Annotated in this window: 21 protein-coding genes; 7 read left to right on the top strand and 14 right to left on the bottom strand. The window is 72.7% G+C overall.

From position 1 onward, the window contains the following. The 5 genes from WMF27_RS02735 to WMF27_RS02715 form a co-directional block, all read right to left on the bottom strand. The gene (locus WMF27_RS02735; RefSeq protein ID WP_437761813.1) at positions 1-1,482 is read right to left on the bottom strand and encodes a TolC family protein; all 1,482 of its coding nucleotides are present in this window, start codon (positions 1,480-1,482) and stop codon (positions 1-3) included. Next, a complete protein-coding gene (locus tag WMF27_RS02730) occupies positions 1,472-1,813 on the bottom strand; it encodes a hypothetical protein (protein WP_437761814.1) in 342 nt (113 codons plus the stop codon). The genes WMF27_RS02735 and WMF27_RS02730 overlap by 11 nt, the downstream gene beginning before the upstream one ends. A gap of 391 nt (positions 1,814-2,204) precedes the next feature. Then, the gene (locus WMF27_RS02725) at positions 2,205-3,107 is read right to left on the bottom strand and encodes a hypothetical protein (RefSeq protein ID WP_437761815.1); all 903 of its coding nucleotides are present in this window, start codon (positions 3,105-3,107) and stop codon (positions 2,205-2,207) included. A gap of 23 nt (positions 3,108-3,130) precedes the next feature. Then, on the bottom strand, positions 3,131-4,666 hold the full coding sequence (locus WMF27_RS02720; RefSeq protein ID WP_437761816.1) for a S53 family peptidase: 1,536 nt from the start codon (positions 4,664-4,666) through the stop codon (positions 3,131-3,133). Positions 4,667-4,785: 119 nt separating this feature from the next. After that, entirely contained in the window at positions 4,786-5,286 is a 501-nt protein-coding gene (locus tag WMF27_RS02715) for a hypothetical protein (RefSeq protein WP_437761817.1), read from the bottom strand. Positions 5,287-5,765: 479 nt separating this feature from the next. Here WMF27_RS02715 and WMF27_RS02710 point away from each other — a divergent pair, with 479 nt between their 5' ends. The 3 genes from WMF27_RS02710 to WMF27_RS02700 all read left to right on the top strand — a co-directional run bounded on the left by WMF27_RS02710 (position 5,766) and on the right by WMF27_RS02700 (position 8,759). Then, the gene (locus tag WMF27_RS02710) at positions 5,766-6,695 is read left to right on the top strand and encodes a homocysteine S-methyltransferase family protein (protein WP_437943786.1); all 930 of its coding nucleotides are present in this window, start codon (positions 5,766-5,768) and stop codon (positions 6,693-6,695) included. A 168-nt stretch (positions 6,696-6,863) separates the two neighbouring features. Beyond that, entirely contained in the window at positions 6,864-7,556 is a 693-nt protein-coding gene (locus tag WMF27_RS02705) for a glutathione S-transferase N-terminal domain-containing protein (protein ID WP_437761819.1), read from the top strand. 495 nt (positions 7,557-8,051) lie between these two features. Further along, entirely contained in the window at positions 8,052-8,759 is a 708-nt protein-coding gene (locus tag WMF27_RS02700; RefSeq protein WP_437761820.1) for a hypothetical protein, read from the top strand. A gap of 282 nt (positions 8,760-9,041) precedes the next feature. Here the strand turns inward: WMF27_RS02700 and purU are convergent, their stop codons facing one another. The 3 genes from purU to WMF27_RS02685 form a co-directional block, all read right to left on the bottom strand. Then, positions 9,042-9,935 carry a formyltetrahydrofolate deformylase gene (gene purU, locus WMF27_RS02695; protein WP_437769908.1) on the bottom strand — a complete coding sequence of 298 codons (894 nt, stop codon included), beginning with the start codon at positions 9,933-9,935 and terminating at the stop codon, positions 9,042-9,044. Positions 9,936-10,029: 94 nt separating this feature from the next. Then, on the bottom strand, positions 10,030-10,767 hold the full coding sequence (locus tag WMF27_RS02690) for a histidine phosphatase family protein (protein WP_012233128.1): 738 nt from the start codon (positions 10,765-10,767) through the stop codon (positions 10,030-10,032). A 123-nt stretch (positions 10,768-10,890) separates the two neighbouring features. Further along, entirely contained in the window at positions 10,891-11,196 is a 306-nt protein-coding gene (locus tag WMF27_RS02685; RefSeq protein ID WP_437761821.1) for a hypothetical protein, read from the bottom strand. A gap of 321 nt (positions 11,197-11,517) precedes the next feature. Between WMF27_RS02685 and WMF27_RS02680 the strand changes: the two genes are divergently transcribed. Further along, positions 11,518-12,123 (top strand): hypothetical protein, encoded by a 606-nt coding sequence (locus WMF27_RS02680; RefSeq protein WP_437761822.1) that lies wholly within the window; start codon positions 11,518-11,520, stop codon positions 12,121-12,123. Positions 12,124-12,151: 28 nt separating this feature from the next. On the opposite strand, the gene mgtE is transcribed toward WMF27_RS02680, so the two are convergent. Then, on the bottom strand, positions 12,152-13,486 hold the full coding sequence (mgtE, locus tag WMF27_RS02675) for a magnesium transporter (RefSeq protein ID WP_437761823.1): 1,335 nt from the start codon (positions 13,484-13,486) through the stop codon (positions 12,152-12,154). A gap of 341 nt (positions 13,487-13,827) precedes the next feature. Next, positions 13,828-14,445: a Maf family protein gene (locus WMF27_RS02670; RefSeq protein ID WP_437761824.1), complete on the bottom strand. Its 618-nt coding sequence runs from the start codon at positions 14,443-14,445 to the stop codon at positions 13,828-13,830. 340 nt (positions 14,446-14,785) lie between these two features. Here WMF27_RS02670 and WMF27_RS02665 point away from each other — a divergent pair, with 340 nt between their 5' ends. Next, positions 14,786-16,519, top strand: a complete 1,734-nt coding sequence (locus WMF27_RS02665; RefSeq protein WP_437943785.1) for a right-handed parallel beta-helix repeat-containing protein — start codon at positions 14,786-14,788, stop codon at positions 16,517-16,519. A gap of 16 nt (positions 16,520-16,535) precedes the next feature. Here WMF27_RS02665 and WMF27_RS02660 read toward each other — a convergent pair whose 3' ends face one another. Then, positions 16,536-16,733: a hypothetical protein gene (locus WMF27_RS02660; RefSeq protein WP_437943784.1), complete on the bottom strand. Its 198-nt coding sequence runs from the start codon at positions 16,731-16,733 to the stop codon at positions 16,536-16,538. Positions 16,734-16,792: 59 nt separating this feature from the next. Beyond that, positions 16,793-18,499 carry a serine/threonine protein kinase gene (locus tag WMF27_RS02655; protein ID WP_437761827.1) on the bottom strand — a complete coding sequence of 569 codons (1,707 nt, stop codon included), beginning with the start codon at positions 18,497-18,499 and terminating at the stop codon, positions 16,793-16,795. Between the two features lie 479 nt (positions 18,500-18,978). On the opposite strand from WMF27_RS02655, the gene WMF27_RS02650 reads away from it, so the two are divergent. Then, complete coding sequence (locus WMF27_RS02650; protein WP_437943783.1) at positions 18,979-19,953, top strand: tetratricopeptide repeat protein; 975 nt, start codon at positions 18,979-18,981, stop codon at positions 19,951-19,953. Positions 19,954-19,971: 18 nt separating this feature from the next. Here the strand turns inward: WMF27_RS02650 and WMF27_RS02645 are convergent, their stop codons facing one another. After that, a complete protein-coding gene (locus tag WMF27_RS02645) occupies positions 19,972-21,345 on the bottom strand; it encodes a hypothetical protein (protein ID WP_437761829.1) in 1,374 nt (457 codons plus the stop codon). A 393-nt stretch (positions 21,346-21,738) separates the two neighbouring features. On the opposite strand from WMF27_RS02645, the gene WMF27_RS02640 reads away from it, so the two are divergent. Beyond that, positions 21,739-22,716, top strand: a complete 978-nt coding sequence (locus tag WMF27_RS02640) for a hypothetical protein (RefSeq protein ID WP_437943782.1) — start codon at positions 21,739-21,741, stop codon at positions 22,714-22,716. 48 nt (positions 22,717-22,764) lie between these two features. Here WMF27_RS02640 and WMF27_RS02635 read toward each other — a convergent pair whose 3' ends face one another. Beyond that, a complete protein-coding gene (locus WMF27_RS02635) occupies positions 22,765-23,505 on the bottom strand; it encodes a hypothetical protein (RefSeq protein ID WP_437943781.1) in 741 nt (246 codons plus the stop codon). Positions 23,506-23,528: the final 23 nt, after the last annotated feature.

Genomic DNA, 23,528 nt, shown 5'->3' with positions numbered 1-23,528 from the left:
TCAATGCCCTCCTTCGCCGGTGGCCGGGGCCCTCGGCATCGCCGCGGGAGCTCCGGCCCCCGCGGCCTCGACGCGGCGCCCTGCCAGGAGCGCGTCGAACGCAGCCTTCGCCGTCCAGTGCTCGCGCAGCGCCTCGACCGCCGCGAGCTCGGCGTCGAGCTGCGCTCGGCGCGCCGAGAGCAGCTGGAAGACCCCGACCTGCATCGCGTTGTACTGGAGCAACGTCTGCTCCATCACCCGCTTGCGCGCCGGGAGGATCACGCGCGCGTAGTGCCGCGCGCGCGCGTGCGCGAACGAGAGCCGGCTCTGCGCCTCGCGGACCGCCGAGCGGACGTCGACGGCGCGCCCGTGGTAGCGCTCGAGCAGGCCGTCGAACTCCGCCGCCTGCGCGGCCTCGGCGCCCTGCCGCCGATCGAAGAGCGGGAGCGAGAGGCGGACCCCGGCGCCGAGGGCCCACGGGTGCTCGTGCGCCTCGCCGCCCGCGCCGAGCTCCCGCTCGCCGTGCACGCCGATCGCCACGTCCGGCACCCAGCCCTCGGCGCGCAAGGCCCCGGCGCGCCCCGCCGCCGCCTCGAGCCGGCTGCGCAGCTCCGCGAGCTCGAGGCTCGCCCTCAAGGCCAGCGACTCCGCGCGCGGCGGCGTCGCGAGCGCCTCGGGGGCCGCGGGGACCGCGCCGGCGATCGTCCAGGAGGTCGCCGCGCCGGAGAGGCCGAGCAGCCGGGTGAGCCGCTCGCGCTGCGAGAGGAGCTCCAGCTCCATCTGCGCGGCCGTGACGCGCGCCTCCTCGTAGCCCGCCTCCTGCGTCGCCACGTCGAGCTCCGGGACGTTGCCCGCCTCGAAGAGCGCGCGGGCGGCGTCGCGGGCCGCGGCGAACGCGTCGAGCGCGCGGTTCGCGATGCCGAGGCGCTGCTCCGCCGCCTGCGCGGCGTAGAACGCGGCGCGCACCTGGTAGCCGAGATCGACGACCGCGCCCGCGGCGCGGTAGCGCGCGGCCTCGTGCTCCGACCGCGCCGCCCTCGCGTGGAGCGGCGAGAGGAGCGCCGACGTGAGGTCGATCTCGACCGCGAGCTCGAGGTGCGCGTGCTCGACCCCCTCCTGCAGCGGCGTGACCTCGATCGCGATCTCCGGGTTCGGCAGCTTGCCCGCCTGCTCGAGGTTGCCCCGCGCGACGCCGACCTCCTTCAGCACGGCGCGCAGCTCGCGGTTGTTGAGCAGCGCGATCCGCACCGCGGCGTCCGCGGTGAGCGGCTGCCGCGGCGCCTGGCCGAGGGCGCGCGCGCCCTCGGCCGGCGCCGGATCGACCTCCTCCGACGCCGCGCTCGGCGGGAGCTCGACGCGGGACAGCTCGCGGATCCGCGCCATGTCGGCGGTCGACGACGGGGCGGCGCAGCCGGCCGCGGCCGCCGAGGAGAGCGCGAGGCCCGCCACGAGCGGCAGGAGGCGCGGGGCGAGCGCGCGCGATCGCCGGCGTTCAGTGCGCATGGACGGGCTCCTCGGGCGTGGCAGCCGCCGGGCCGCCCTCCGGCGGCCTCGCCGGCGCCGGGCCGTGATGATGGTGGTGCTGGTGAGGGTCGGCGCCGGCGCCCGCGGCCCCCGCCGGCTCGAGTCCGACCCAGCCCGCGGCGGGCTCGCCGGGCAGCGGAGGCTCCTCCGAGAGGGCGACGCCGATCCGCGGCGAGGGAGCTTCCGCGGCCTGCGGCGAGGCAGCAGAGGACGCGGGGAAGCTCGCGGGAAGGCTGCGCGGCGCGCAGCCGGCGAGCGCAGCGACGAGCATCAGCAGGGCGTTCGGGCCGGCGGGGTGAGGTGATTTCATGGAAGCCGCTCCAGCGTGGCGAGTGCGATCACGTGCGGGGCCCGAGGGCGACCGCGCCCCGCACCGGCTTCATGCCGCATTTGAGCTCGAGCGCTCCAGAACTCAGCGCAGGAAGTTGGATCGCCAACAGTGTCGTCCCGGGTTGCATGCATGGCCGACGCGCGCGGCCCGGCGGTATTACACGTCGCCGCCCCTGGCCGCGCGCGGTCAGGCGTGGATGTACACGAGCGTCCCGCCCTTGTCGCTGAACGCGGCGTGCCAGCCCTCGGGGACGGGGGGCTCGGTCCACGCGAACAGCCACGCCGCGTCGGCGGGCGCGAGGTTCACTCGACCCGCCGAGCAGCCACAGCAGCTCAACGCGCGCGCTCCCCCTCGCGTCGCCGAGCGGCGTTTACCAGCGCGGGTCGCCGTCGATCAGCCAATCCAGCGCCCGTCGGGTCTCCTCGGCGACAGGCCCGTCGTACCGGTGGCCGGCCTCCTTGCTGCGCGCCACGCGAGCTGGCACCCCTGCCTTGTCGAGGCGCGCCGCGGCCGCGGCCGCGGCGCCGCCGCACCCGGCCTGCGCGCAGACGAAGAGGACCCGCTGCCCGCCGCCGTCCGCGAACGCCTTGGCCGTCGCCGGGGTCCACTTGTCGTGTCCGCCCTCGACCAGCACGAGGCGCGGGAAGAGCGCCGCCCGGCGCGCGGCGATCGCAGAGCCCATGATCGCGCCCAGCGAGAAGCCTGTATAGATCACCGCGCCGGGATCCACGTGCTCGGGAAAGCGCGCCCGCAGCGCCGCGAGCCCCGCGTCGATCTCCTTCTCCAGGCGGGCGTTGCTCTCGTAGGTGAAGCGGACGTCGCTCGCCGACGGCGAATCGGGCCGCGCGACGCCCCTCGGGCACAGGACGAAGACGCCGTCACCCACGATGTCGCGCCACACCTGGCACTGCCACTCGGGCCGATCGTAGTTGCCGTGCGACGCGATGAGCACGGGACGCCGCGCGGTGGCGCCGATCGGCACCGACACCACGGCGCTCGGAAACCCCTCGACAGGCAGCTCCACGAACGGCGCGCCCGCGCGGAGCGGCGCAGCCCCCGCAGCAGCGGCCGCCGCGTCCCCGGCGGCGGCCGCCGGCGTCGCGCCGCCGTCCGCGGCCTGCGCTGCCTCTTCCCGCGCCGGGGCGGGCGCGACGCTGGGCGGCGCGGGCGCCGGACCGGCGGAGCGGCCTGGGCGGTCACAGCCGAGCGCCGCCGCCGCAAGGAGCGGAAGCGACACGAGCGAGAGGAACAGGAACGCGACAGGGAACGCCATCCGACCCAGAGGATGACGCTTTCCTACGGGAGCGCCTCCGCGAGCTTGTCCGCGAGCGGAGCGCCCCAGCCGGTCGGATAGTCCCAGCCGGGCCCCGCGCTGAACCCCTCGGCGGTCTTGCCCTCGGTGATGTCGCGGAACGCGGCCTGCACGCCCGCATCGGTGTAGAGCGCCCGGTTCAGCCACCCGGCGACGGGCTTGCCCTGCGCGATCCGGTGGCTGTTCACCGACGCCATCAGCCCGGCGAACACCGGCGCCGCGAACGAGGTGCCGCCGCGCTGATCCCACTCGCCCAGGAAGTAGAGCCAGTACGGGAAGTTCGACGACGCGCCCAGCGCGACATCGGAGACCGCGCGCGTGCCCTGCGCGTCCGTCACGACGCTCTCCTGCCACCACGGCGTATCGAAGGCGCGCGATCGGCCCGAACCGGAGCCGCTCCACGCCACCTCGCGCGCGACCTCGCCGCCGTCGCCGAGCTCGAGCACCGTCCCGCCGACGCACGTCACGTACGGGCTCGACGACGGCACGTCGGGCCTGCTCGAGTCGCCGCTCGCGACGACGATCGTCATCCCGAGCGCCGCGCCCATGCGCGCCGCCTCGTTGTATTGCTCCCGGATCGGCTGCGCCTCCGTCTCCTCGCGGTGCGCGAACGACGTCGAGAGCACCGACACCTCGCCGGCAGCGATCGCCTCGTTCCACGCATAGAGGATGGAGTGGGTGCGCGCGTCCGGCCCCTGGTACGCGACGAGCTCCGCCATGGGCGCCATCGCGCCCGACCACTGCATGTCCAGCGTGCTCTCGACATAACGCGTGGAGATCGGATCCGCGGTGACCACTTCGACGGGGTTGTTTCGCGAGAGAATGCCGAACGACTGCCAGAACGACTGGAGATCCCGGGTCTTGAACGTCGCCCCGACCACGACGCCGAGCTTCACGCCCTGCCCGCCGTGGCCGCCGGTGTGGAGCCCTTCGACCCCGTAGGCCCGCGCGATCTGCGCGGGCGTGTACCCCTGCTCCGGCTCCGGCGGAGGGTCCGTCTCGATCGCGCCCCCCTCGGGCGGGAGCGGATCGGTGTCAGCGGGGATCTCGACCGAGATGACGCCCGACGCGAGGTCGATGATCCGCTGCGGCGGCCTGAGCGGATCGAGCGCGCCGAACGTGCGGAGCGGCTTGCCGCCGGCCGCGGGGTTCTCGCGCTCGAAGTCGCGGAGCTCGGTGTCAAACGCGGTGTTGAACTGCTCGACCGTGCCCGCGAACTCGAGCAGGAGCCGGTTCTTGGACCGCCGCCGGATCTCCATCCCCTGCTGGACGAGCCAGTCTTCGACGGCCGCGACGTCGCTCTCGGACGGGGCGTGGCGCTCCATCCAGGTCTCGACCGACATGTACTTCCGGAACGTGTCCGGCTTCCCGGGATCGTACATGTCCTCGATCGCGCTCTCGAGCCCGGGGACATCCCGGGTCGGGAACCCCATCAGCGCGCGGAAGCGGTCCTCCTCCGGCGCCGCGCCGAAGTCCATGTAGATCCCCGCGAGCGGCCGGGGAAGGCCGCTCGGGAGCACGGGTCCGTCTTTTCCGCACGCCGTGCCCCCGAGGGCGAGCAGCGCAGCGCACCAAACCGAGAGCGAACGCATCGACGAGGCCCTGCGAGCGAGGGGGGAAGGAGTCCGTCAGGCGAGGCTCAGCACCACACGTGCTCGATGAGGTAGCAGGTGTAGGTGCCCGGCAGCCATGTCTCGGGGCGCCCGCCGGTCACGTTGTCGACACAGTCCTCGCAGAAGGCGTGGATGCAGTCGGGGTCGGTGTTCTGCGGCTTCGCCCCGGGGCCCGCCGGGGGCTCCTCGGAGTAGAAGAACCCGTCGGTCCTCAGCTGGTCGAGCTCGCTCTCCGACAGCTTGCCGAAGGCGGCCTCGTTCGAGGAGATGCTGAACCGATCGCCCGACGCCTCGGTCAGGACGGGCGCCGGGTAGTCGCCGTGGTCCGCCTGCTCGATGGCGGCCATCTGCTCCGAGAGCAAGATCTCCTTGCCGTTGCCGGTGGAGAGCTTGATGCGCGCGTAGTCGATGGCCCCCCCGGAGTAATCGAGGGCGTAGACCGTGTCTCGGCTCATGTCGAGGTTCAGGAACTCGCTCGTCTCGAGGGCCTTCGAGACCTCCGCCTGGGTGATCCGCTCGTGCGTCACCGCGTCATCGGCGGGAGCCTCCTCCGACGCGCTGCATCCGGCAAACCCGGCCACTGCGATGACGCCAAGCGCAAGACTGAGAGCGAGCGATTTGGAAGAACGGATGGTCAGTCGAATCATGATGGAGTTCCTTTCTTATGGGCTCACTGACGGCGCTCGCCTGGCCTCGCGCGGGCCAGCGGGAGCTCCCCCATGTCGGTCCTGCGTCGGTCCTGCAAACGATCGCTTGCTTGTCGGACGCCACGACTCCGGCGAGTCGAGTGGAATGAGGGGAAGATGAATTCATTTCAACGGTGCCGCAGGCCCCCCATACCTGGCAAGTAATTTCCCGGCGGGAAAGAGAATTCCATCGTTCTTTCTACCGCACAGTGGTCGGGACGGTGCACCGTGCGGGGCCTCGCTTACCCCGAGCCGCAGACGGGACATGACCCGACTCAGGGGTTGCCGTGGAAGCCGGCCGCGGACATACCGGAGCCTACATGGTGGACGTGGCCAGATCGCCGCTCGGTTCAGCTGCTGTGTCCGCCGAGGCTGCCGTCGTGGTCCTCGACGGCCCGCTCGGGACCGAGCTCGCCGCGCGCGGGGTCGCGACGCCGGCGCCGCTCTGGAGCGCCGCGGCCCTGCTCGATGCGCACGGCCGCGACGTGGTCCGCGCGATCCATCGGGATTACGCGCGCGCAGGCGCGACGGTGCACACGGCGAACACGTTCCGCACCAAGCGGAGGCAGGCGGGCGCCGCCTGGGCCGAGCTGGCCGCGCGCGCGGTCTCGCTGGCGCGCGAGGCCGTGCGCGGCGAGGGCCCACAGCACCGGGTCGCCGGCAGCATCGCGCCGCTCGAGGATTGCTACCGGCCCGATCTGAGCCCTGCCGACGCGCGGCGCGAGCACCGCGAGCTCGCGCAGGCGCTCGCGAGGGCGGGCGTCGACCTCCTCCTCTGCGAGACGTTCCCGCATGTCGGCGAGGCGCTCGTGGCGCTGGAGGAGGCGGTCGCCACGGGCGTCGAAGCCTGGGTGTCGTTCACGGCGGGTCCGGGGTTGGATCTGCTCTCGCCCGAGGACATCGGGCTCGCCGCGCGGGAGGCGGCCTCCCGCGGCGCGAGTGCCGTGCTCGTCAACTGCACCCCTGCGACTCGCACGCTCGCGCACATCGAGCGGCTCGCGGCGTGCGGCGTCCCGTTCGGGGCCTACGCGAACGCGGGCGCCGAGGCCGAGGGGCTCGGCTGGGGCGTTGGCGTCGACCAGCGCGGCTCGGCGGCCGCGCGTTATGCGGAGCTCGCGCGCCGCTGGATCGAGGCGGGCGCCACGATCGTGGGCGGGTGCTGCGGGACGGGGCCCGGGCACATCGCGGCGCTGCGCGCGCTCGTCGACGGGGCGAGGCCCGCGCGCGAACCGGCGGGATCGCCGCGCTGAGGCGGCGCGCCCAAACGCCGGTTGCTCCCCCCGGGGCGACGTGCCACCGGTTGTCCGACGAGCCGGGCGGCGCCAGCGCGAAGCGGCGCGGCGCCCGGCAGACACGATCCATCGCCTGAGACAGCACGCCGTCGCGATCGGCGACGACCCACGGACACGGAGCACAAGATGATCGATCTCTATTACTGGCCCACCCCGAACGGCTGGAAGATCAGCATAATGCTCGAGGAGACGGGCCTCCCCTACAGGCTCGTCCCGGTCAACATCGGGCGGGGCGAGCAGTTCAAGCCGGAGTTCCTCGCGATCAGCCCCAACAACCGGATGCCCGCCATCGTCGATCACGACCCGCCGGGCGGCGGGGCGCCGATCTCCGTGTTCGAGTCGGGCGCGATCCTGCTCTACCTCGCGGAGAAGACGGGCAAGTTCATCCCCTCGGACGTCCGCGGTCGTTACGAGGTGACCCAGTGGCTCATGTGGCAGATGGGCGGTCTCGGCCCCATGAGCGGCCAGGCGGGCCATTTCAGTCACTATGCGCCGGAGAAGATCCCCTATGCGATCGAGCGCTATACCAACGAGGTACGCCGGCTCTATGGCGTGATGGACAAGCGGCTCGCGGACCGGCCTTTCCTGGCGGGCGAGTACTCGATTGCCGACATGGCGAGCTATCCCTGGGCGATGCCGCACGAGCGGTACGGGGTGTCGGCCGACGAGCTCCCGAACTTCAAGCGGTGGCTCGATGCGGTGCGCGCGAGGCCCGCCGTCGAGCGCGGGCTCGCGGTCGGAAATGAGCTGCGGAACGCGAGCCAGCCGATGGACGACGAGGCGAAGAAGTGGCTGTTCGGGAAGAAGCCCGAGGCGTGAGCCGCCCGTCCCGCACGCGCAGAGCCCGCGCCCCCCGCGATCGCGCGGTGGTGCGCCCTGGGCGCGCGGCGCCTCGCTGACGGACTGCGGCCGGGGCGGACAGACCAAGCGTCAACGCGCCGTCCAGCACGCCAGCGCGCCGCGGGCGACGCACCACAGAGCGTCCTGAGCAGGGCGGGGCCACCAGCGCAGCGCGCCCTGCCGTCAGGGCTTCACGGGGCGCGCGGGGCCGCTGGTGCGCCCTGGCTGGACCCGACACGTCCTTTCGCCGGAGAAAAGGGGAATGAGCGCGCCCCGACGATCCGCTCACCCCGGATCGCGCGGGCTCCGCTGCGGGGCGCCGATCGCGCTGCATTCACGCCCTCGCGGACGTCAAGCACGCCGGGAGCGGAAACGTCTGCACAGCTCCACCAGGCACACACTCTGCTCTGCGGTGAGCCGAGATGTCTGGGCCTGGTGGGCCCTCGCGGACATCGGGGGGAAACGATCATGTCGATGCATAGCAAGATGCTGGTGCCTGCATTTCTTCTGGCGGCTCTGGCCGCCGGTTGTACGGTGAATACGGACGAGGCGGACTTCGATCAAACCGATCTCGGTGACGACGAGATCGGGGCCGTCGACCAAGCGTTGGAGGAGGAGAGAGGCGGATTCGTGGGGATGGGCGCGGCGCAGCTCGCGCCCGGACAGGCCCAGATGGGCCCGAGCAAGGGCGTGCTCGGACCCAGCAAGGGCGTGCTCGGACCCAGCAAGGGCGTGCTCGGACCCAGCAAGGGCCAGATGCTCCCCAGCAAGGGCGAGATGTTCCCCAGCAAGGGCGCGCTCGGACCGAGCAAGGGCGAGATGTTCCCCAGCAAGGGCGCGCTCGGACCGAGCAAGGGCGCGCTCGGGCCCAGCAAGGGCGAGGTGTTCCTTGGCAAGGGCACGCTCGTGCCGAGCCAGGCCGGGATATTCCCCGGGCAGGCACAGGTGCCGTCCAAGGCCGGGTTCGGCGGTTATGCCGGCCAGCAGTCCAGCCATGGGATCCAGGGCTATGCTGGCCAGCAGTCCAGCCATGGGATCCAGGGCTATGCTGGCCAGCAGGCCAGCCTCGGCCAGGCCGCCATCTCCCAGTCGGGCGTTCATGGCCAGTCGGCCGCCCTCGGGCAGCTCGCGCCCGGCCAGCAAGGCCAGATCACCGCGCCCGGCCAGCAGGGCCGGCCCTAACGCCTCGCGCGCGCGCTCATCGCGCTCCCAGGAGAGCGCGCCCGGCCGCGCGCACCTCCCCCGCGCTCGATCGCCCAGATTGCCCCGACCGCCAGATCGGTCGGGGCACTGTTCTGGAGATCCGCAGCGGTCTCCACCACCTCTGCACCATGCCGAGCAGAGCGGCGGTCTCCCGCACAGGAGACGGGCCCAGATCGGCGTTTTCGGCGCGGAAGCGCACTCCGGTGCGCTGAGCACCGAAAACGCCGAGGTGGGCCCGTATCCGAAGCGGGTGACCGCAGCTCAAAAAACGACGGTGCGACGGCCTTCGACGATGACCCGCCGCTCCAGGTGCGCCCGGACGGCGCGAGAGAGGACGAGCCGCTCCACGTCACGCCCCATCCGGGTCATCTCCTCGGGGCCCATCTGGTGATTCACGCGCGCCACGTCCTGCTCGATGATCGGCCCCTGATCCAGGTCCCGCGTCGCATAGTGCGCCGTCGCGCCGATGAGCTTCACGCCGCGCGCGTGCGCCTGGTGGTAAGGCTTCGCGCCCTGGAACGCCGGCAGGAACCCATGGTGGATGTTGATGACGGGCGGCGCCTCATCGAGCATCTGCTCGGAGAGGATTTGCATGTACCGCGCCAGGACGACGAGATCGACATGGTGCCTCCTCAGCAGGTGAAGCACCTGACGCTCCTGCTCGCGCTTGGTCTCCGGGGTGATCGGGATGCAGAAGAAAGGGATTCGAAAGCTCTCGGCCACCGCCTCGAGCGTGGGGTGGTTGGAGATCACGAGCGGGATCTCGCAGCGCAGCTCGCCCGCGCGCTGCCGGAGCACCAGATCGTAGAGACACGCAGGATCCCTCGTGACGAGGATCGCCATCTTCGGGACGTGATCGCTGTATTCCACCGACCATCGCGCCGAGAGCGACGCGGCGAGCTCGCGAAAGGCGGCCTCGATCGCGCCGCGGGTGGCCGAGCCGCCCAGGGCGGCGACGGCGGCCGGCGAGGCGAGGCCGGACAGATCGACGACGAGACGCATGAAGAAGCGCGGGCCCTCGTCCATGAACGCATCGGTGTGATTGCTCGCGTCGATGATGTTCAGGCCGATGTCGTAGAAGAACCCCGCGAGTCGCGCGACGAGCCCGGGCTGGTCGGGAGCGGCGATGAGGAAGGTTGCGTGAACGGGACCCATCATACGGGTCATGTAGCTCGCCCCGAGGCGGAGGCGCAAGCGCGAGGGCCGGGAGGGACCGCGGGCGGGCGGCTGCCTGGCTGCCTGCCGCGCGCTAGCGCCCCTCGCCGCTCTCGGAGGACGGCGGCCCAGACGGATCATCCACGAGCCTCGGCGCCAGCGTGGAGAGCTCCGCCCAGGGGATGCGCACGGTCCGCTCGACGTCGCGCAGGTGCGCGCTGTCGTTGTAATAGATGAGGTGCCAGGCCTCGGCCCGACCCCAGCGCCGCCTTCGCTGCCAGTGGGTGAGCGAGGTGTGGCGGGTGGCGAAGTGCGCGCTCGGGAAGGCGAGCGCGTTCATCCTGAAGAAGTGGAGGAACGCGACGTCGATGAAGCCGCCGTGGGTGACGACGACGATCGTCCGCCCCTCGTGCTCACGGGTGACGCGATCGAGGGCGACGGAGACCCGAAGCATGAACTGAGCCCAGCTCTCTCCACCGGGGCTCGCCGGCCGGTACGGCTCGCGCTCGAAATCGATCGCGTAGCGCACCATCGCCTCGCCGACCGGCATCCCGTCCGCCTCGCCGGGGCGGAGCTCCTGGACCTCGTCGTCGAGCGTGACGGGCAGCCCCAGGGCGGGAGCGACGATCTCGGCCGTCTGCTGCGCCCGGCGATAGGTGCTGGCGATCAGGACGTCGGCGGGGATCTCGCGCGTCGCGGCCAGGCGATCGCGCAGGCGCTCCGCCTGGAGGACGCCGAGCTGCGTCAGCCCGGTGTCCCCGCGCATCCCGCCCACGATATGGTTCACGTTGACCAGCGCTTCTCCATGCCGGATGAGATAGAGGTTCGTCACGATCTGAGCCTCCGAGGCGCGCGACCTTGTGGGGGGGAGGGCCGCGCGGGGCGGTCCGCGCTCGCTAGGAAGAGCAAGGCCCCCCTCGAATGTCAAGGGTTTGTACCGCGGCCGCGCGGGCGCTCAGGGACAGCCGTGGAAGAGCGCGAAGAGGGCCGCGCTCTCGGAGCAGACCTGCTCGTCGCGCAGGGCGCTGCAGAAGTCGTCCTCCGTGAGGAAGGCCTTCTTTCCGGTGCTGCCCTCGATGCAGGAGATCGAATAGACGAACCGCGAGGCGCCCTCCCCGGGCAAGCCTGGGATCTCCAGCTCGGAGCCTTCGCCCACCTGCGAGCCGCTGCCTCCGGCGTCCTCCGGCGGATCGACGCCGAGCAACGGGAGCACCAGGATGGGAAAAATGCTGAAGAGACCGGCCACGAAATTCGGGATCATGGGTTTACCTCCAACGTCGATGGAAAGGCATCCTCGTACGAGGTAGCCATTTCAGCTGTCAAATCCAACATGCATCCGACAGGCCAGCTCGGGTCGTGTCCGCCCATTGCACAGCGCGCGCGAGCGCGGGGCGAGCCCGCGCGCGCGAGCGTTCGTTCGAATGCGCGGGCCGCCTGCCCCGTCCGGGTCGGAGGAGCGCGCGGGCCGCCGCCGCGCCGTCACGCCGCGCCGGACCGGCCCGCCCGGGCGCGGCGCGCTGCACCGCCCTTGCCAGCTCGCTCGGACATGGCCTACAAGGCGGGCCATCTGAAGGAGACCCTCATGCACCGTCGCAGCTTCATCGCGGCCGCGCTGCTCGGCTTCGCGGCCCTCGCCGGGTGCGGGCCGCGCTGGCGCGTCGTGACCCAGGCGAGCCCAGACACGTTCGTCGGCCAGCGGTATTTCGCCCTGATGCCCATCGACTACGTGGGCCTGTTCATCCTCGACCAGCGCGAGGACCAGTACCTCGCGAGCAAGGACGCGGACGATCACCAGCGCTTCGTGGCGGACAAGGAGTCCATCAACGAGGAGTTCACGAAGGCCCTGGTCGCCGCCGCCCAGGAGGAGGGCATCGAGGTCGCGCCGTCCGACGGCCCCACGTCGGCGCCGTTCGTGATCAAGCCCTATGTCGGCTACATGAATCCAGGCTTCTACGCCGTCGTCTCCTCGGCCCCGAGCCAGATCCGGCTGACGCTCCGGCTCACGACGCCGGACGGCCGGGTGCTCGATGAGGTCCAGCTCTCGAGCCGCACGGCGTCGCCCATCCCGAACACGAACCTGACCTCCGCGGACGCGGACAAGCTGAAGCCCGGCGGCCGCTGGCGCGAGGACGCGCGCGTGCTCGGCGCGTATGTGGCGCGCTACCTGGCGTCCCGCGTCAGCCTCTAGGCCCGCGCCGCCCGGGCGCTCCCCCGCTTCACAGCAGCACCCCGCGGAGCAGGAGCTCGGCCACGCTGAAGTAGATCACGAGGCCGGAGACGTCGACGAGGGTCGCGACGAACGGGGCCGAGGCGCTCGCCGGGTCGAAGCGGAGCGCCCGGAGCACGAACGGCAGGAGCGCCCCCGCCAGCGTGCCCCAGGTCACGACGCCGACCAGGCTGATCGCGACGGTCAGGGCGAGGAGCGTGTAGTGCGGGCCATAGGCCCCGAACAGCTTCTCCCAGGCGATGACGCGCGCAAAGCCGATGGTCCCGAGGATCCCGCCGAGCGCGAGGCCCGACGCGAGCTCCCGGCGGCTGACGCGCCAGAAGTCGACGAGCCGGATCTCGCCGAGCGCCATCGCCCGGATGACCAGCGTCGTCGCCTGAGAGCCGGAGTTGCCCCCGCTCGAGATGATGAGCGGCACGAAGAGGGCGAGCACGACGGCGCGGGCGATCTCGTGCTCGTAATACCCCATCGCCGTGGCGGTGAGGAGCTCGCCCACGAACAGCGCGGACAGCCAGCCCGCGCGCTTGCCGAGCATCCTGGAGAGGGGGGTCCGGAGGTAGGGCGCGTCGAGCGCCTGCATGCCGCCGAGCTTCTGGATGTCCTCGGTCGCCTCCTCTTCCACGACGTCCACGATGTCGTCCGCGGTGACGATCCCCTTCATCCGACCCTCGCTGTCGACGACGGGTATCGCCACGAGATCGTGCTCCGCGAAGGTCCGCGCCACCGCCTCCTGGTCGGCGTCCTCGTTGACCGACACGACGTCGGTCTTCATCACGTCGCTGACGCGCCGGTCGCCGGGGGCGATCATGAGCTGCCTGAGCGACACCACGCCGCGCAGCCGCTGCTCGGCGTCGAGCACATACCCGTAGTAGATGGTCTCGAGGTGATCCCTGGCCTGCCGCTTCAGATAGCTGATCGCCTGGTCGACCGTCGCCTCCGGCCGCACGCGCGCGAACCACGGGCTCATCAGCCCGCCGGCCTCGTCCTCGGCGTACGCGAGGAGCGCGATCACCTCGCGCCGCGTCGGGTCGTCGAGCAAGGAGAGGAGCTCCGCCTGGTCGGCCGGTGACACCTCGAGGAGGAGGTCCGCCACGTCGTCGGGCGCGAGCAGGCGGAGCCACAGCTTGCGTTCGCCCTTCGTGAGGCCCACGAGGAGCGCGGCCTGGTCGGCCGTGGGGAGACCCTCGAAGAAATCCTCCGCCTCCTCGCGCCGCAGGCGGCGATAGGCCTGCACCCGCTCCTCGTTCTCCAGGGCCGACCAGGACAGGGTCAGATCAGCCGCCGTGAGCGCCTCGGCCGCGTTGAAGGGCGGGCGTTCCATCATCGCCTCACCTCGTCGAGCGCCTGGCCCGCCCCGTCGGCGTCGCCCGGCAGAAGATGCTCATTCGTGAGGGCCCAGCGGCAGGCTCGACCCTGGAACCACGGTTAGCAACGGGCGCGCCACGGCCGCCCCTCCCTGGGAGCCCCGGCACGCACAGCGCCGCGCCCCCCCCGCCTGCGCCGCCGGACAGCGGGGCGCCTGGGGCAGCCGGCAACTTCCTGGCTCCCTCGGGCGTCTTCTCGGCGCTCGGCGCTCGACGACGCGCATGGCGCGTTTTGGCGGGAACCTACCGTATCTCCCAGGATGCAGGCGCTTTCTCCGGCCTGCGTGGAGCCTGCCGGCGCTCAGGCGCGCGCGGGCGGGTCGAGCCGATCGACCCCGAAGCGGCGCAAAAGGCGGCAGAGCGGGACGAGCGGCAGCCCCACGATGGCCGCCTCGTCGGCGTGGCGCACGTCGTCGAACAGCCACGGTCCGTGGTTCTCGAAGAGGTACCCTCCCGCGCTGCCGATGGGCCGATCCAGCTCGACATAGCGGCGGATCTGCGCGCGGCCGAGCGGGCGGACGCGGAGCTCCACCGTGACGGTCTCGGCCAGCGTCCGCGGCTCGCCGGCCGCGAGCGGCACCCCCGGCGGCGCGTGCACCGCGACGGCGGTGTGGAGCGCGTGGACGCGCCCCGAGAGCCGCCCGAGCTGGTCAGCCGCCTCGTCGAGCGAGGCCGGCTTGCGGAGGAGCTCCCCATCGAGCTCGAGCGCCTGATCGGCGCCGATGATCAGGGCGCCTTGCCGCGCGCGCGCGAGGCTCAGCGCCTTGCCCTCCGCGAAGAGGCGGGCGCACGCGAGGGGCGACGTCCCCTCGGGCGCGATCTCCTCGAACGCCGGCGCGACGGCCTCGTACGCGAGCCCGAGGCGATCGAGGAGCGCCCTCCGGAACGGAGACGTGGAGGCGAGGACGACCGGAAACATGGTCGGCTCCATGACACGGAACGACGCGCGCGCCGAGAGGAACCGCCCGCCTCGCCCCTCGCGCTCCTCCAGCCCCTCGCGCTCCTCCCGCTCCTCCCGCGCTTCACCCGCGCACCCCTGCTCTTCACGCTCTTCGCGGCGTTCGCACCGATTTGCTGTTATTTACCAAAAATTATCGAGAAATGGCAGACGGCGAGGATTCTCAGCAATGGTTAAACCCGCTGGGCACACGGGAATAACGGCAGGAATTCCCGCCGTCAGGTGTCGCCTGAATTACCCATCATGCATTTCATTAAAAAGCAGCTTGCACTCGGACTCTACAGCACGCGACAGTACGCCAATGCAGCAACTCAACACAAGGCACCTCGTCACACTCTCTCTCGTCGCGCCGGGCATCGGGCTCTCCGTGCTGCTCGCCGCCTCGCCGGCGAGCGCAGCGACGTACGAGGTGGGGCGAGGCAAGCCTTATGCGAGCCTCGCGGAGGTCGCCCCTCGCCTCGCTGCCGGGGACGTGGTTCTGGTCGAGGGCGACGCGACCTATCCGGGGGATCTGTTCTTCAAGAAATCGGGCACCGAGGCGCAGAAGATCACGATCCGCGGCGTTCGCGTGAACGGCCGCCGCCCCGTCCTATCGGGGGGGAAGAACACCGTCGTCTTCGCTGGCAATCACTATACCTTCGAAGGCTTCGATATCACCGGCGGCTCGGGCCGCTGCGTGTTCAACAAAGCGCACGACATCACGATCCGCGACTCGGTGGTGCACCATTGCGCCGGGCACGGGATCCTCGGCGCCGACTCCGAGTCGGGCTCCCTCACGCTGGAGTACGTCGAGGTCTATGCCTGCGGCTCGGGCGACACCAGGCACCCCATCTACATCGCGACCGACGAGGAGACGCGCCTCGGCTCGGTGTTCCGCATGCGGCACTGCTACGTGCACGACGGCAATGGCGGCAACAACGTGAAGAGCCGCGCGGAGCGGAACGAGATCTATTACAACTGGATCGAGGGCGCGAAATACCACGAGCTCGAGCTGATCGGGCCGGACGGCCAGGACGAGGGGCTCGCGCGCGAGGACTCCGACGTCGTCGGCAATGTCATCGTCAAGACCGGCCAGCACTTCGCCGTGCGCGCCGGGGGCGACGGCACGGGGCAGACGTGGGGGCGCTTCCGGTTCGTCAACAACACGTTCCTGCTCGCCCCCGGGTCGCGGCCGGCGATCAGGATGTTCGACGGGATCGAGAGCGTCGAGCTGAGCAACAACGTGTTCTATCGGCGCGGCGGCGGCGGCGTGGAGGTCTATGTCGACAGGAGCGCGACCTGGAAGAGCGGGACGGCGTTGATCTCGGGCGCCAACAACTGGGTGCCCACCGGCTCCTCGGCCATCCCCGCGGCGTGGACAGGCACGGTGCGGGGCACCGACCCCGGCTTCACCAACCTCAGCGCGCTGGATCTCCGACCGGCGTCGAACAGCCCGCTCGTCAACGCCGGCTCCAGCGCGACGCCGAGCCCGGCAGGGCACCCGTTCCCGAAGCCGCTCACCGTGCCGCAGTCCTCGCCCAAGAGGGGCGGCCGCGCGACCAGCGGACCGCTGCTGCGTCCGGTCGCTGGCGCGATCGACATCGGCGCCTACGAGTCCGGCTCCAGCCTCGCGGCGTTCGCGATGAGGGCCGCGGACGGCGATCGAGACCTCGACGACGGCGACAGCAGCCCCGCGGAGGAGGCGTGGAACGTCGGCGGCGATGCCGCCCCGAGCGACGGTGAGGCGGACGCCAGCGACACCGACGACGTCGATGCCAGCGACGTCGATGCCAGCGACGCCGACGCCAGCGACGTCGATGCCAGCGATGCCGACGCGTCCGCCGGCGACTGCGCCGCGGACGGCGACGACACCGCCGCGTGCTCCGAGGCCGCGCAGGGCAACGCGGACGCCGCGCACGACGCCCACGCCAGCGCGTGCAGCGTCGGCGGTGCGCTCGCGGGCGGCCCGGTCGCCGGATCGGGGGCGTTCCTCGCCGGGGCGGCGGCGCTCCTCGGCGCCGCCCTCCGGCGGCGCGGTCGCCGCGCCAGGGCGTGAGCCGCAGCGCGAGCCCTCAGGCGACGCGCGCGCGCAGCGAGCGACGCGCGGACGCCGGGTCGGGCAGCTGAAACGCCGCGGAGCTCTCCCCGCCGCCCACGTGGATCGTGAGCGCGGTCGGGGGGAGCGCCGCGAACAGATCCTCGTCGGTCCTGTCGCCGCAGAGCGCGATCACCACCGCATCGGGCCCCATCATGGCGAGCACCCGCGGCACGATCACCCCCTCACGAATCAGGGGCTAGCCGATGGTGCTCGTCGGGCGCGCCCTGATCGCTACCGGTCGATCCGGATCGACGGCGCCGTGTTCTCCGGAGGGCTGGGCTTCGATGTGGCCGTGGGCGTTGCAGGGCGAACGGGCCTGCCCCAGTTTCGCCTGCCGCCCGAGCTCGTGTTCGACGGCGGGTCCTCGGTCTTCGCAGGCGCCGCCACCTGCGCGAGCCGCGCGACGGTCTGCACGGACATCTCCGACGGCCCCTGGACGATGGAGTAGGGCTGGAAGCCTTCCTTCTGCAGGGTCAGCCGGCGAGGCGACGCGCGCACCTGCTCGTTCGCGATCGAGAGCTGGAGCGGCGTCTGCCCGAGCGATTGCCCGTCCTCCAGGACGTCGGCGCCCGCCGGGATCGACTCGATGATCAGCATGAACGAGGGCGCGCCCTTGTGCTCGGTGGGCGTGCTGGTCGCCGCGGGCGCGGTCGTCGGCGCGGTCGTGACCTCGGGCGTGGCCTCGGGCTGCGCGGGCTTGCGGGTCAGCGCGAACGCGCCCGCCGCCACGACGACCGCGCCGATCGCGACAAAAATCACCGCCTTGCGCCCGCCGCCGGAGGGGGCCTCCTGCGCGCCGGTCGCGCCCTTGGACGCGCCCGCCGCGGTCGCGGCGGCGCCCGGGCCCGAGCCGACGCCGGAGGTGCGCCCGCTCGGATCGTCGTCAGTCGACGGCGCCGGGAGCGTCACCGCATCCTTGAGCGCTTGCACTGTGGACGAACGCGACGAGATCTGCACACCGGGCAGCGACTCGAACGAGGTGATCTGCGTGCCGCCGAACGCGGTCGTCACGCCCATGCCGCGGGCGCACTCGCCGAGGCCCTGGATGAGGGCGTCCATCGTCGCGGGCCGGCCGTCCGGATCCTTCGCGAGGCAGCGCATCACGAGCGCCTCGAGCGGCTCCGGGATGTCGACGTCCGGGTTCCGCTCCTTCATGCGCGGCACCGGCTGCTGGAGGTGCGCCATCAGGATCTGGATCGACTTCTCGGACTCGAACGGGACCTTCCCGCAGAGCATCTGGTAGAGGATGACGCCGAGCGAGTAGATGTCGGTCCTGAGATCGACCTTGCCGTGCGAGATCTGCTCCGGCGACATGAAGCGCGGCGAGCCCAGGAACGCGCCCTGCTGCGTGAGCTCCTCCGAGTCGTCGCCCAGCTGCTTCACGAGGCCGAAGTCGAGGATCTTGACCGCCTCCTCCGCGTCCTCGTTGGAGACGAGCATGATGTTCGACGGCTTGAGGTCGCGGTGGACGACGCCGTGCTTGTGCGCCTCGCGCAGCCCGCGCGCGATCTGCCGCGCGATGCGCATCGCCTCGGGCGGCGGCAGGCGCCCCTGCCGGCGCACGCGCCGGAAGAGCGTCTCGCCCTCGAGGAACTCCATCGCCATGAAGAACCGGTCCTGATCGTCGGCCTCGATGCGGCCGTAGTCGAAGACGGTGACGATGTTCGGGTGCTGGAGGCGCGCGAGGATGCTCGCCTCGAGGAAGAAGCGCTTGTGGAAGTTCGGGTCGAGCTGCCGCGAGGCCTGGTTCGGGATCAAGACCTTGATCGCCACCGGGCGCCCGAGCGGCATCTGCTCGCCGCGATAGATCGTGCCCATGCCGCCGGTCGCGAGCTGGGAAAGGATCTTGAACTTTCCGTTGAGCACCTTTCCGAGCAACGGATCGATCGGCTCGCTGCGCGCTACTTCATCGACGACGTTTTCGTTGGCACCACTCATATGAACTCCGTCGCCTTCCCCGTGCGGGCGCGGGCGAGCCCTCCCCTCGGTGACGATGCCTCGCGATGCGTGAGCCTGGACCTCATGATCGTGGGGAGCGTCGGCGCGTGGGGCCGTCGGGGCAGTCTAAACGGAAGAAATGTCCTTGGCGACCTTTCCTCGATCGCCTCCACGATCGCCCCGTTCGTGAGGCAGGTGCCCCCGGTCGAGAGGCCGATCGAGAGGCCGTCCGGGAGGCGCCGCACCATGCGCCGTGCGCCATAGCCCCGATTGACGGGAACCGCCAGTTGCTGGCATCGAGCGTCTGCATCGCACCTTCGCGCCACGAGATCCTGCGAGCAGAGTACACTGCTCCGCGCCCGCGCGATGCTCTTCCGATCATCCTTGGCGGGCGCCGCCGCCGGACGCCGGCCGGTGCGCGCCGGACGTCCCTGCCGGCCTTCTCGCCCTCCCGGGTGGGGACGAGGTAGTAGAGGAGGATGCGACCGGATCGCGCCGTGCTGCGCTGGTGGAGGGGGAGAGAGTACCGGCGCCTACTCGACGTGGCCGCGTCCGAGCTCGCCGGCTCGCGCCACGCCGACGCGGAGGCGACATGCGCGCGGGCGCTCCGGATCGCCGAGGAGATCTACGGGGACGGGGACGCCGAGCTGACGGCGCCGCTCTACGCGCTGAGCTCGGCGCGGCTCGCGCAGGGGCGGCTGGACGAGGCGCGCGCGAGCTCCGCGAGGGCGATCGCCATCGCCGAGGCGGCGGCGAGCGCCGATCCGCCGCTGCCGAGGCTGCTCGAGCAGCTGGCCGCCATCCTCGAGCGGCAGGGCGAGCTCGAGGACGTCGAGGCGCTGTTCCGCCGGATGCTCGCGGGCTACGAGCGGATGCGCGACCCCGACCCCGTCGAGCTGTCGGCGCTGCTGAACCGGCTCGGCCTGCTGCTCGGCAGGCGGGGGGCCCGCGCCGAGGCGGCGCCGCTCTTCCGGCGGGCGATCGCGCTGCGGGAGGGGGCGCTCGGCGCCCGTCACGCGCTCGTCGCGGAGGCGCTCTACAACGCCGCCACGTTCCTGGAGCTGGAAGAGGACCTCCCGACCGCCGAGCGGGAGGTGATGCTCCGGCGGGCGCTCGAGATCGCCGAGGCGGGGACGGGCGTGGAGGGGGGCCTCCTCGCGTCGATCCTGCACAACCTGGCGGCCGCCCGGGAGGCGCTCGGGGATTCGGCCGAGGCGGCGGCGCTGTACGAGCGCGCGCTCTCCGCGCGGGAGGCGCTGGTCGGGGCCGCCCACCCGTTGCTCCGGCCGACGCTGGTCCGGCTCGCGCAGGTCCACCACGCCGCGGGGCGGCCGTCCACGGCGCTGCCGCTGTACGAGCGGGCGCTGGCGCTCGCCGAGGCGGAGCTCGGGGCGGATCACCCGGTGGCCACGGCGATCGGGGCCTGGATGGCCGAGGCGCGGAGCCGGAGCTGACCCTGCCGCGCCCGTCGATCAGCGCTCGGACGACGCATCGCCGCCGTCGCGCCAGCGCTCGACGAGCTCCGGGAGGACGGTCGAGGCCATCTGGAGCAGGTGCGCCATGTGGTGTTCGGGCGTGTTGCCCCGGAACCCGCGGACATGGAGCTCGCCCACGCTCGCCTCGGTGGTCGGGATCATCTGCTTCTCGAGCTTCTTCGAGACGGCGCCCTCGGCCGCGCGCAGCCGCAGGTGCGGGGGCGCGTCCGACGCGGGCGACCGCTCGACGTGGCGCCCCGCCGCGGCGTCGAGCAGGTAGCTGGCCGTGGCGGTGGAGCTGGCGTACGCGATCGGGTCGATCTCCGAGTGCGTGATGGTGAACAGCAGCTTCTCCGAGGCGGCGAGCTGCGCGGCGCGCGCGAACGAGGCGAGCTGCAGCGAGTTGAGCCCGCTCGGCTGCTCCGGGACGAAGCCGCAGTGGATGCCGTCGGTGACGAGGATCGCGTCGAGGGGCTCGGCGCCGCGGCGGAGCTCCAGGATCTTGGCGACCGCGCCGTAGCCCGCGCTCCACGAGGAGAGGGCGACCCGGCGGAGCCGCGGGGTCGGCAGCCCGCGCTGCGCGAGCGCCCGGTCGATGTCCGCGAGCAGGCTCTCGTAGACGCCCGGCGTCGCGTAGAAGTCCTCGTACGCGCCCGAGCCGATGCCGAGGTTGATGACGGCGACCGCGGCGTTCAGCCCGGCGACCTCGGCGCTCTCGCGGACGAGCTGCGTGTTGCCGTGGAAGTGCAGCAGGAGATCGTAGCTCGACCCGGTGGGCCTGAACGTGTCGGGCGTGAAGAGCACGCCGCCGCGGATCGACGCGTACCCGTCGTGCTTGATCGCGGGCAGCGGCGTCGCCGGCGCGGGCGGCGGCGCCGGCGGCTGCAAGCGCGCGAGCCCCTCCGGCGCGACGGCCGCGCTCGCCCCGGCGTCCTCGCGCGAGGAGCGCAGCGCGAGCAGCGACGCGCGGTCGACGGGGCTCATGGCGCGGAAGGCCTCGGCGGAGGCGATCGGCATCCGCGCGGCGATCCCGCGCGCGGCGGCGGCGACGACGACGATCACGGTGGCCGCGGCCAGGACGAACGCCCCGAGGGCGCGCCACACGCGCGCGCGGCGCTCGCCCGGCGAGGGTGCGGACCAGGAGCCGTACGGCCCGGCCCCGGCCATGGGGAAGGGCGGCGTCCCCTGCGGCGTTGGCGGGGTGAAGCCGGGAAGGAACGCTTGCTCCTCCGGCGCGGGGGCCATGTCGAGGGGGGGCAGGTCGAGGGGAAGACCGCGATCCGGGCAACGCTGGACCACGGTCACGGGCGGCGGCGTGGGCGTCGGCGACAGGTCCGCAGGCGACCCGTCAGCGCGCACGTTTCCGTTCATTTCGATACCCCTCCCTTACAACGGGGATGTAGCGCCCGGCCCTGGCTCGCCAGGCGCTGCGTCTGTTCCGTGAGCGCGCCGCATGGCGGCAGCGCGCTGCGTTTCTGCTCCTGCCGTGAGCCCGGGAGGCGTCGCGGCAGGCGGAGCATCGACCAGTACGGTCTCGAGCTCAAGCGGCAACCGTGCCGTACGCGCATATTTAAGCGTGGCCGCAATACCCTGGCCCCTGCTGGAACACGCGTGGGTGAGCCTGTCGGGCGGCAAAGCGAGGGAGCGGGTGGGGTGCGCCCGGGGCTGCGCGGGTGCGCGCGAGCGGGAGCTGGGGACGTGAGCACGCCGGCGACGAAACGCGCACTTGCGCCCCTGTCCGGCACCCACCAAGGTGCTCGGCGCTTGCTCTCCCGCGAGGTCCGCTTCCTGCTCGCAGCGACGCTGCTCCATGCCGCCATCCCGCTGCTCGCGCGGATCGCGGGCGCCCCGGGGCCGCCGCTCGAGGCCCGCTCGAGCGGCGCGCGCCGCGAGGTGGAGATCGAGATAGAGCCCGTCGCGCCGCGCGCGCCGGAGCAGGACGAGGCGCGCGCGCCCACGCCGCCCACGCCGGACGAGGCACGGCCGCGCGAGGCGGAGCCGGTCCTCGGCCGGACGGCGCGCCGCGAGCGGCGGCCGCTCGCTCCACAAGCGCGGCCGGCGCCGGCGGAGGCGCCGGTCGAGCCGCGGGAGGGTCCCGTGGCGCCACCGGCCCCGGCGCCATCGAGCGAGTACGACGGGCCGCCGACCGCCGAGGCGCCGCGCGGGGTCGCCGGCCTCGGGGGGGCGCCGGTGTGGCAGCTGCCCGGCGTCCTGCCGGATCGCGCGCCGCCGGCGCCGGCGCCGACCGCGCCGGCCGCGCCGCGCGAGGTCTCGGCGGACAGGGCCGGCGAGCTGCTGCGCGAGGCGATGCGCGATCGGGACAAGACGCTGGGGCTGGATCTGCCGGCCGCCGGCACGGTCGCGTCCGTGGTGGCGGACGCGGTGCGCAGCGCCGAGACGCCCGCGACGGCGCGCGCGGTGTTCGAGGTGCACCTGAGCGGCGCCGGCGCGGTGCTCGGGGTGCGCGCGCTGTCGTCGACGGCCGGAGCGGCGGCGCTCTGGGCGCGGGTGGCGCGCGAGGCGGCGGCGCAGCTCACCGGGCGCGTGCTCGCGATGACCGCCGCGTTCGCCAAGGGGGCGAAGGTCTACGTCACGGTGAGCTCGTCGGTGCAGATGCCGAGCGGCGCCACGTCGGGCGGGATCCACCACCAGGGCGCGGGCTTCGGGTTCGACGTCGCCGACATCGGGGCCCGGCCCCGCCGCCTTGTCCAGTCGAGCTTTCGCGTCGAGGCGATCGACTGAGGCGATCGCGCGCCGACAGAGGCGCGCGACGCGCGGGAGCTCGGGCGATCAGCGGCCCCTGCGCGCCGTCCAGCGCCTGGTGCGCGCGGCGCTCGCGGCGAGGCCGATCCAGAGCAATCCGAGCAGGCTCAGCGCCGCCGGGGCGCCGGTGAGCCAGACGAGCGCTGGCAGCGGCGGGCGCGTCGGACAGGGGCGGCGCGTGTCGAAGCGGCAGGCCTGGTGCCGATCGAGCTCCTCCGCAGCGGCGCGGACCTCGGCGACGTCGTCTGGCAGGCCCCGCAGGGCCGCGGAGGCCATCATGTACGCCGCAGAGGCGGCGCGATCGTACGCCGGGTCGGCCGGCACGCGGTCGCGGACGAGCTCGCTCAGCCGGGCGGCGCGCTGCGCCGGCGCCTGCTCGGCCAGCGCTCCGGCGAGGTGCCGAGCGAGCGCCTCGTCGAGCTGCAACGCGCAGGCGACGGCGCGATCTTCCCCAGGCGTGAGGTAGACCGTCTCGCCCGACGCCGTCTGGCGCGGCTCCGTGCCGGACACCGCGACCGGCTTGCGCAGCGCCACCCGCGCCCCGCGGACGCAGCCCGGGACCCTCGGGAGGGCGCGCAGGTGCACCGCGGCGTAGCGCTGGTACGCGACGCCGGCGATCGCGCCGAGCGAGAGCGCCAGCGCGAGGAGCGCGGCGACCCAGCGCGCGCCGGCGCGCGCTCCTGCGCCGGCGCGCGCCGGCGGCGCGGCGCGCTCCTCGACGGGCTCCGGCGCGGGAGCCGGCTCGCCGGAGGGCTCTCGAGACGACATGGCCCGCGGTATGGACAGCCGCG

Origin of the sequence: Sorangium sp. So ce281, assembly GCF_051527395.1 — a bacterium.
Lineage (GTDB): Bacteria > Myxococcota_A > Polyangia > Polyangiales > Polyangiaceae > Sorangium > Sorangium cellulosum_B.
The sequence above is the reverse complement of the archived record's forward strand: the minus strand, read 5'-3'. Positions and strand labels throughout refer to the sequence as shown.

Excerpts from the sequence above, each read along its gene's own strand:
- WMF27_RS02700 (WP_437761820.1), top strand. The coding sequence starts at position 8,052 with ATGCATAGCAAGATGCTGGTGCCTGCATTTCTTCTGGCGGCTCTGGCC.
- WMF27_RS02665 (WP_437943785.1), top strand. The coding sequence starts at position 14,786 with ATGCAGCAACTCAACACAAGGCACCTCGTCACACTCTCTCTCGTCGCG.
- WMF27_RS02680 (WP_437761822.1), top strand. The coding sequence starts at position 11,518 with ATGCACCGTCGCAGCTTCATCGCGGCCGCGCTGCTCGGCTTCGCGGCC.
- WMF27_RS02730 (WP_437761814.1), bottom strand. The coding sequence starts at position 1,813 with ATGAAATCACCTCACCCCGCCGGCCCGAACGCCCTGCTGATGCTCGTC.
- WMF27_RS02645 (WP_437761829.1), bottom strand. The coding sequence starts at position 21,345 with ATGAACGGAAACGTGCGCGCTGACGGGTCGCCTGCGGACCTGTCGCCG.
- WMF27_RS02705 (WP_437761819.1), top strand. The coding sequence starts at position 6,864 with ATGATCGATCTCTATTACTGGCCCACCCCGAACGGCTGGAAGATCAGC.
- WMF27_RS02670 (WP_437761824.1), bottom strand. The coding sequence starts at position 14,445 with ATGTTTCCGGTCGTCCTCGCCTCCACGTCTCCGTTCCGGAGGGCGCTC.
- WMF27_RS02725 (WP_437761815.1), bottom strand. The coding sequence starts at position 3,107 with ATGGCGTTCCCTGTCGCGTTCCTGTTCCTCTCGCTCGTGTCGCTTCCG.
- WMF27_RS02655 (WP_437761827.1), bottom strand. The coding sequence starts at position 18,499 with ATGAGTGGTGCCAACGAAAACGTCGTCGATGAAGTAGCGCGCAGCGAG.
- WMF27_RS02685 (WP_437761821.1), bottom strand. The coding sequence starts at position 11,196 with ATGATCCCGAATTTCGTGGCCGGTCTCTTCAGCATTTTTCCCATCCTG.
- WMF27_RS02650 (WP_437943783.1), top strand. The coding sequence starts at position 18,979 with ATGCGACCGGATCGCGCCGTGCTGCGCTGGTGGAGGGGGAGAGAGTAC.
- purU (WP_437769908.1), bottom strand. The coding sequence starts at position 9,935 with ATGGGTCCCGTTCACGCAACCTTCCTCATCGCCGCTCCCGACCAGCCC.
- WMF27_RS02710 (WP_437943786.1), top strand. The coding sequence starts at position 5,766 with ATGGTGGACGTGGCCAGATCGCCGCTCGGTTCAGCTGCTGTGTCCGCC.
- mgtE (WP_437761823.1), bottom strand. The coding sequence starts at position 13,486 with ATGATGGAACGCCCGCCCTTCAACGCGGCCGAGGCGCTCACGGCGGCT.
- WMF27_RS02735 (WP_437761813.1), bottom strand. The coding sequence starts at position 1,482 with ATGCGCACTGAACGCCGGCGATCGCGCGCGCTCGCCCCGCGCCTCCTG.
- WMF27_RS02635 (WP_437943781.1), bottom strand. The coding sequence starts at position 23,505 with ATGTCGTCTCGAGAGCCCTCCGGCGAGCCGGCTCCCGCGCCGGAGCCC.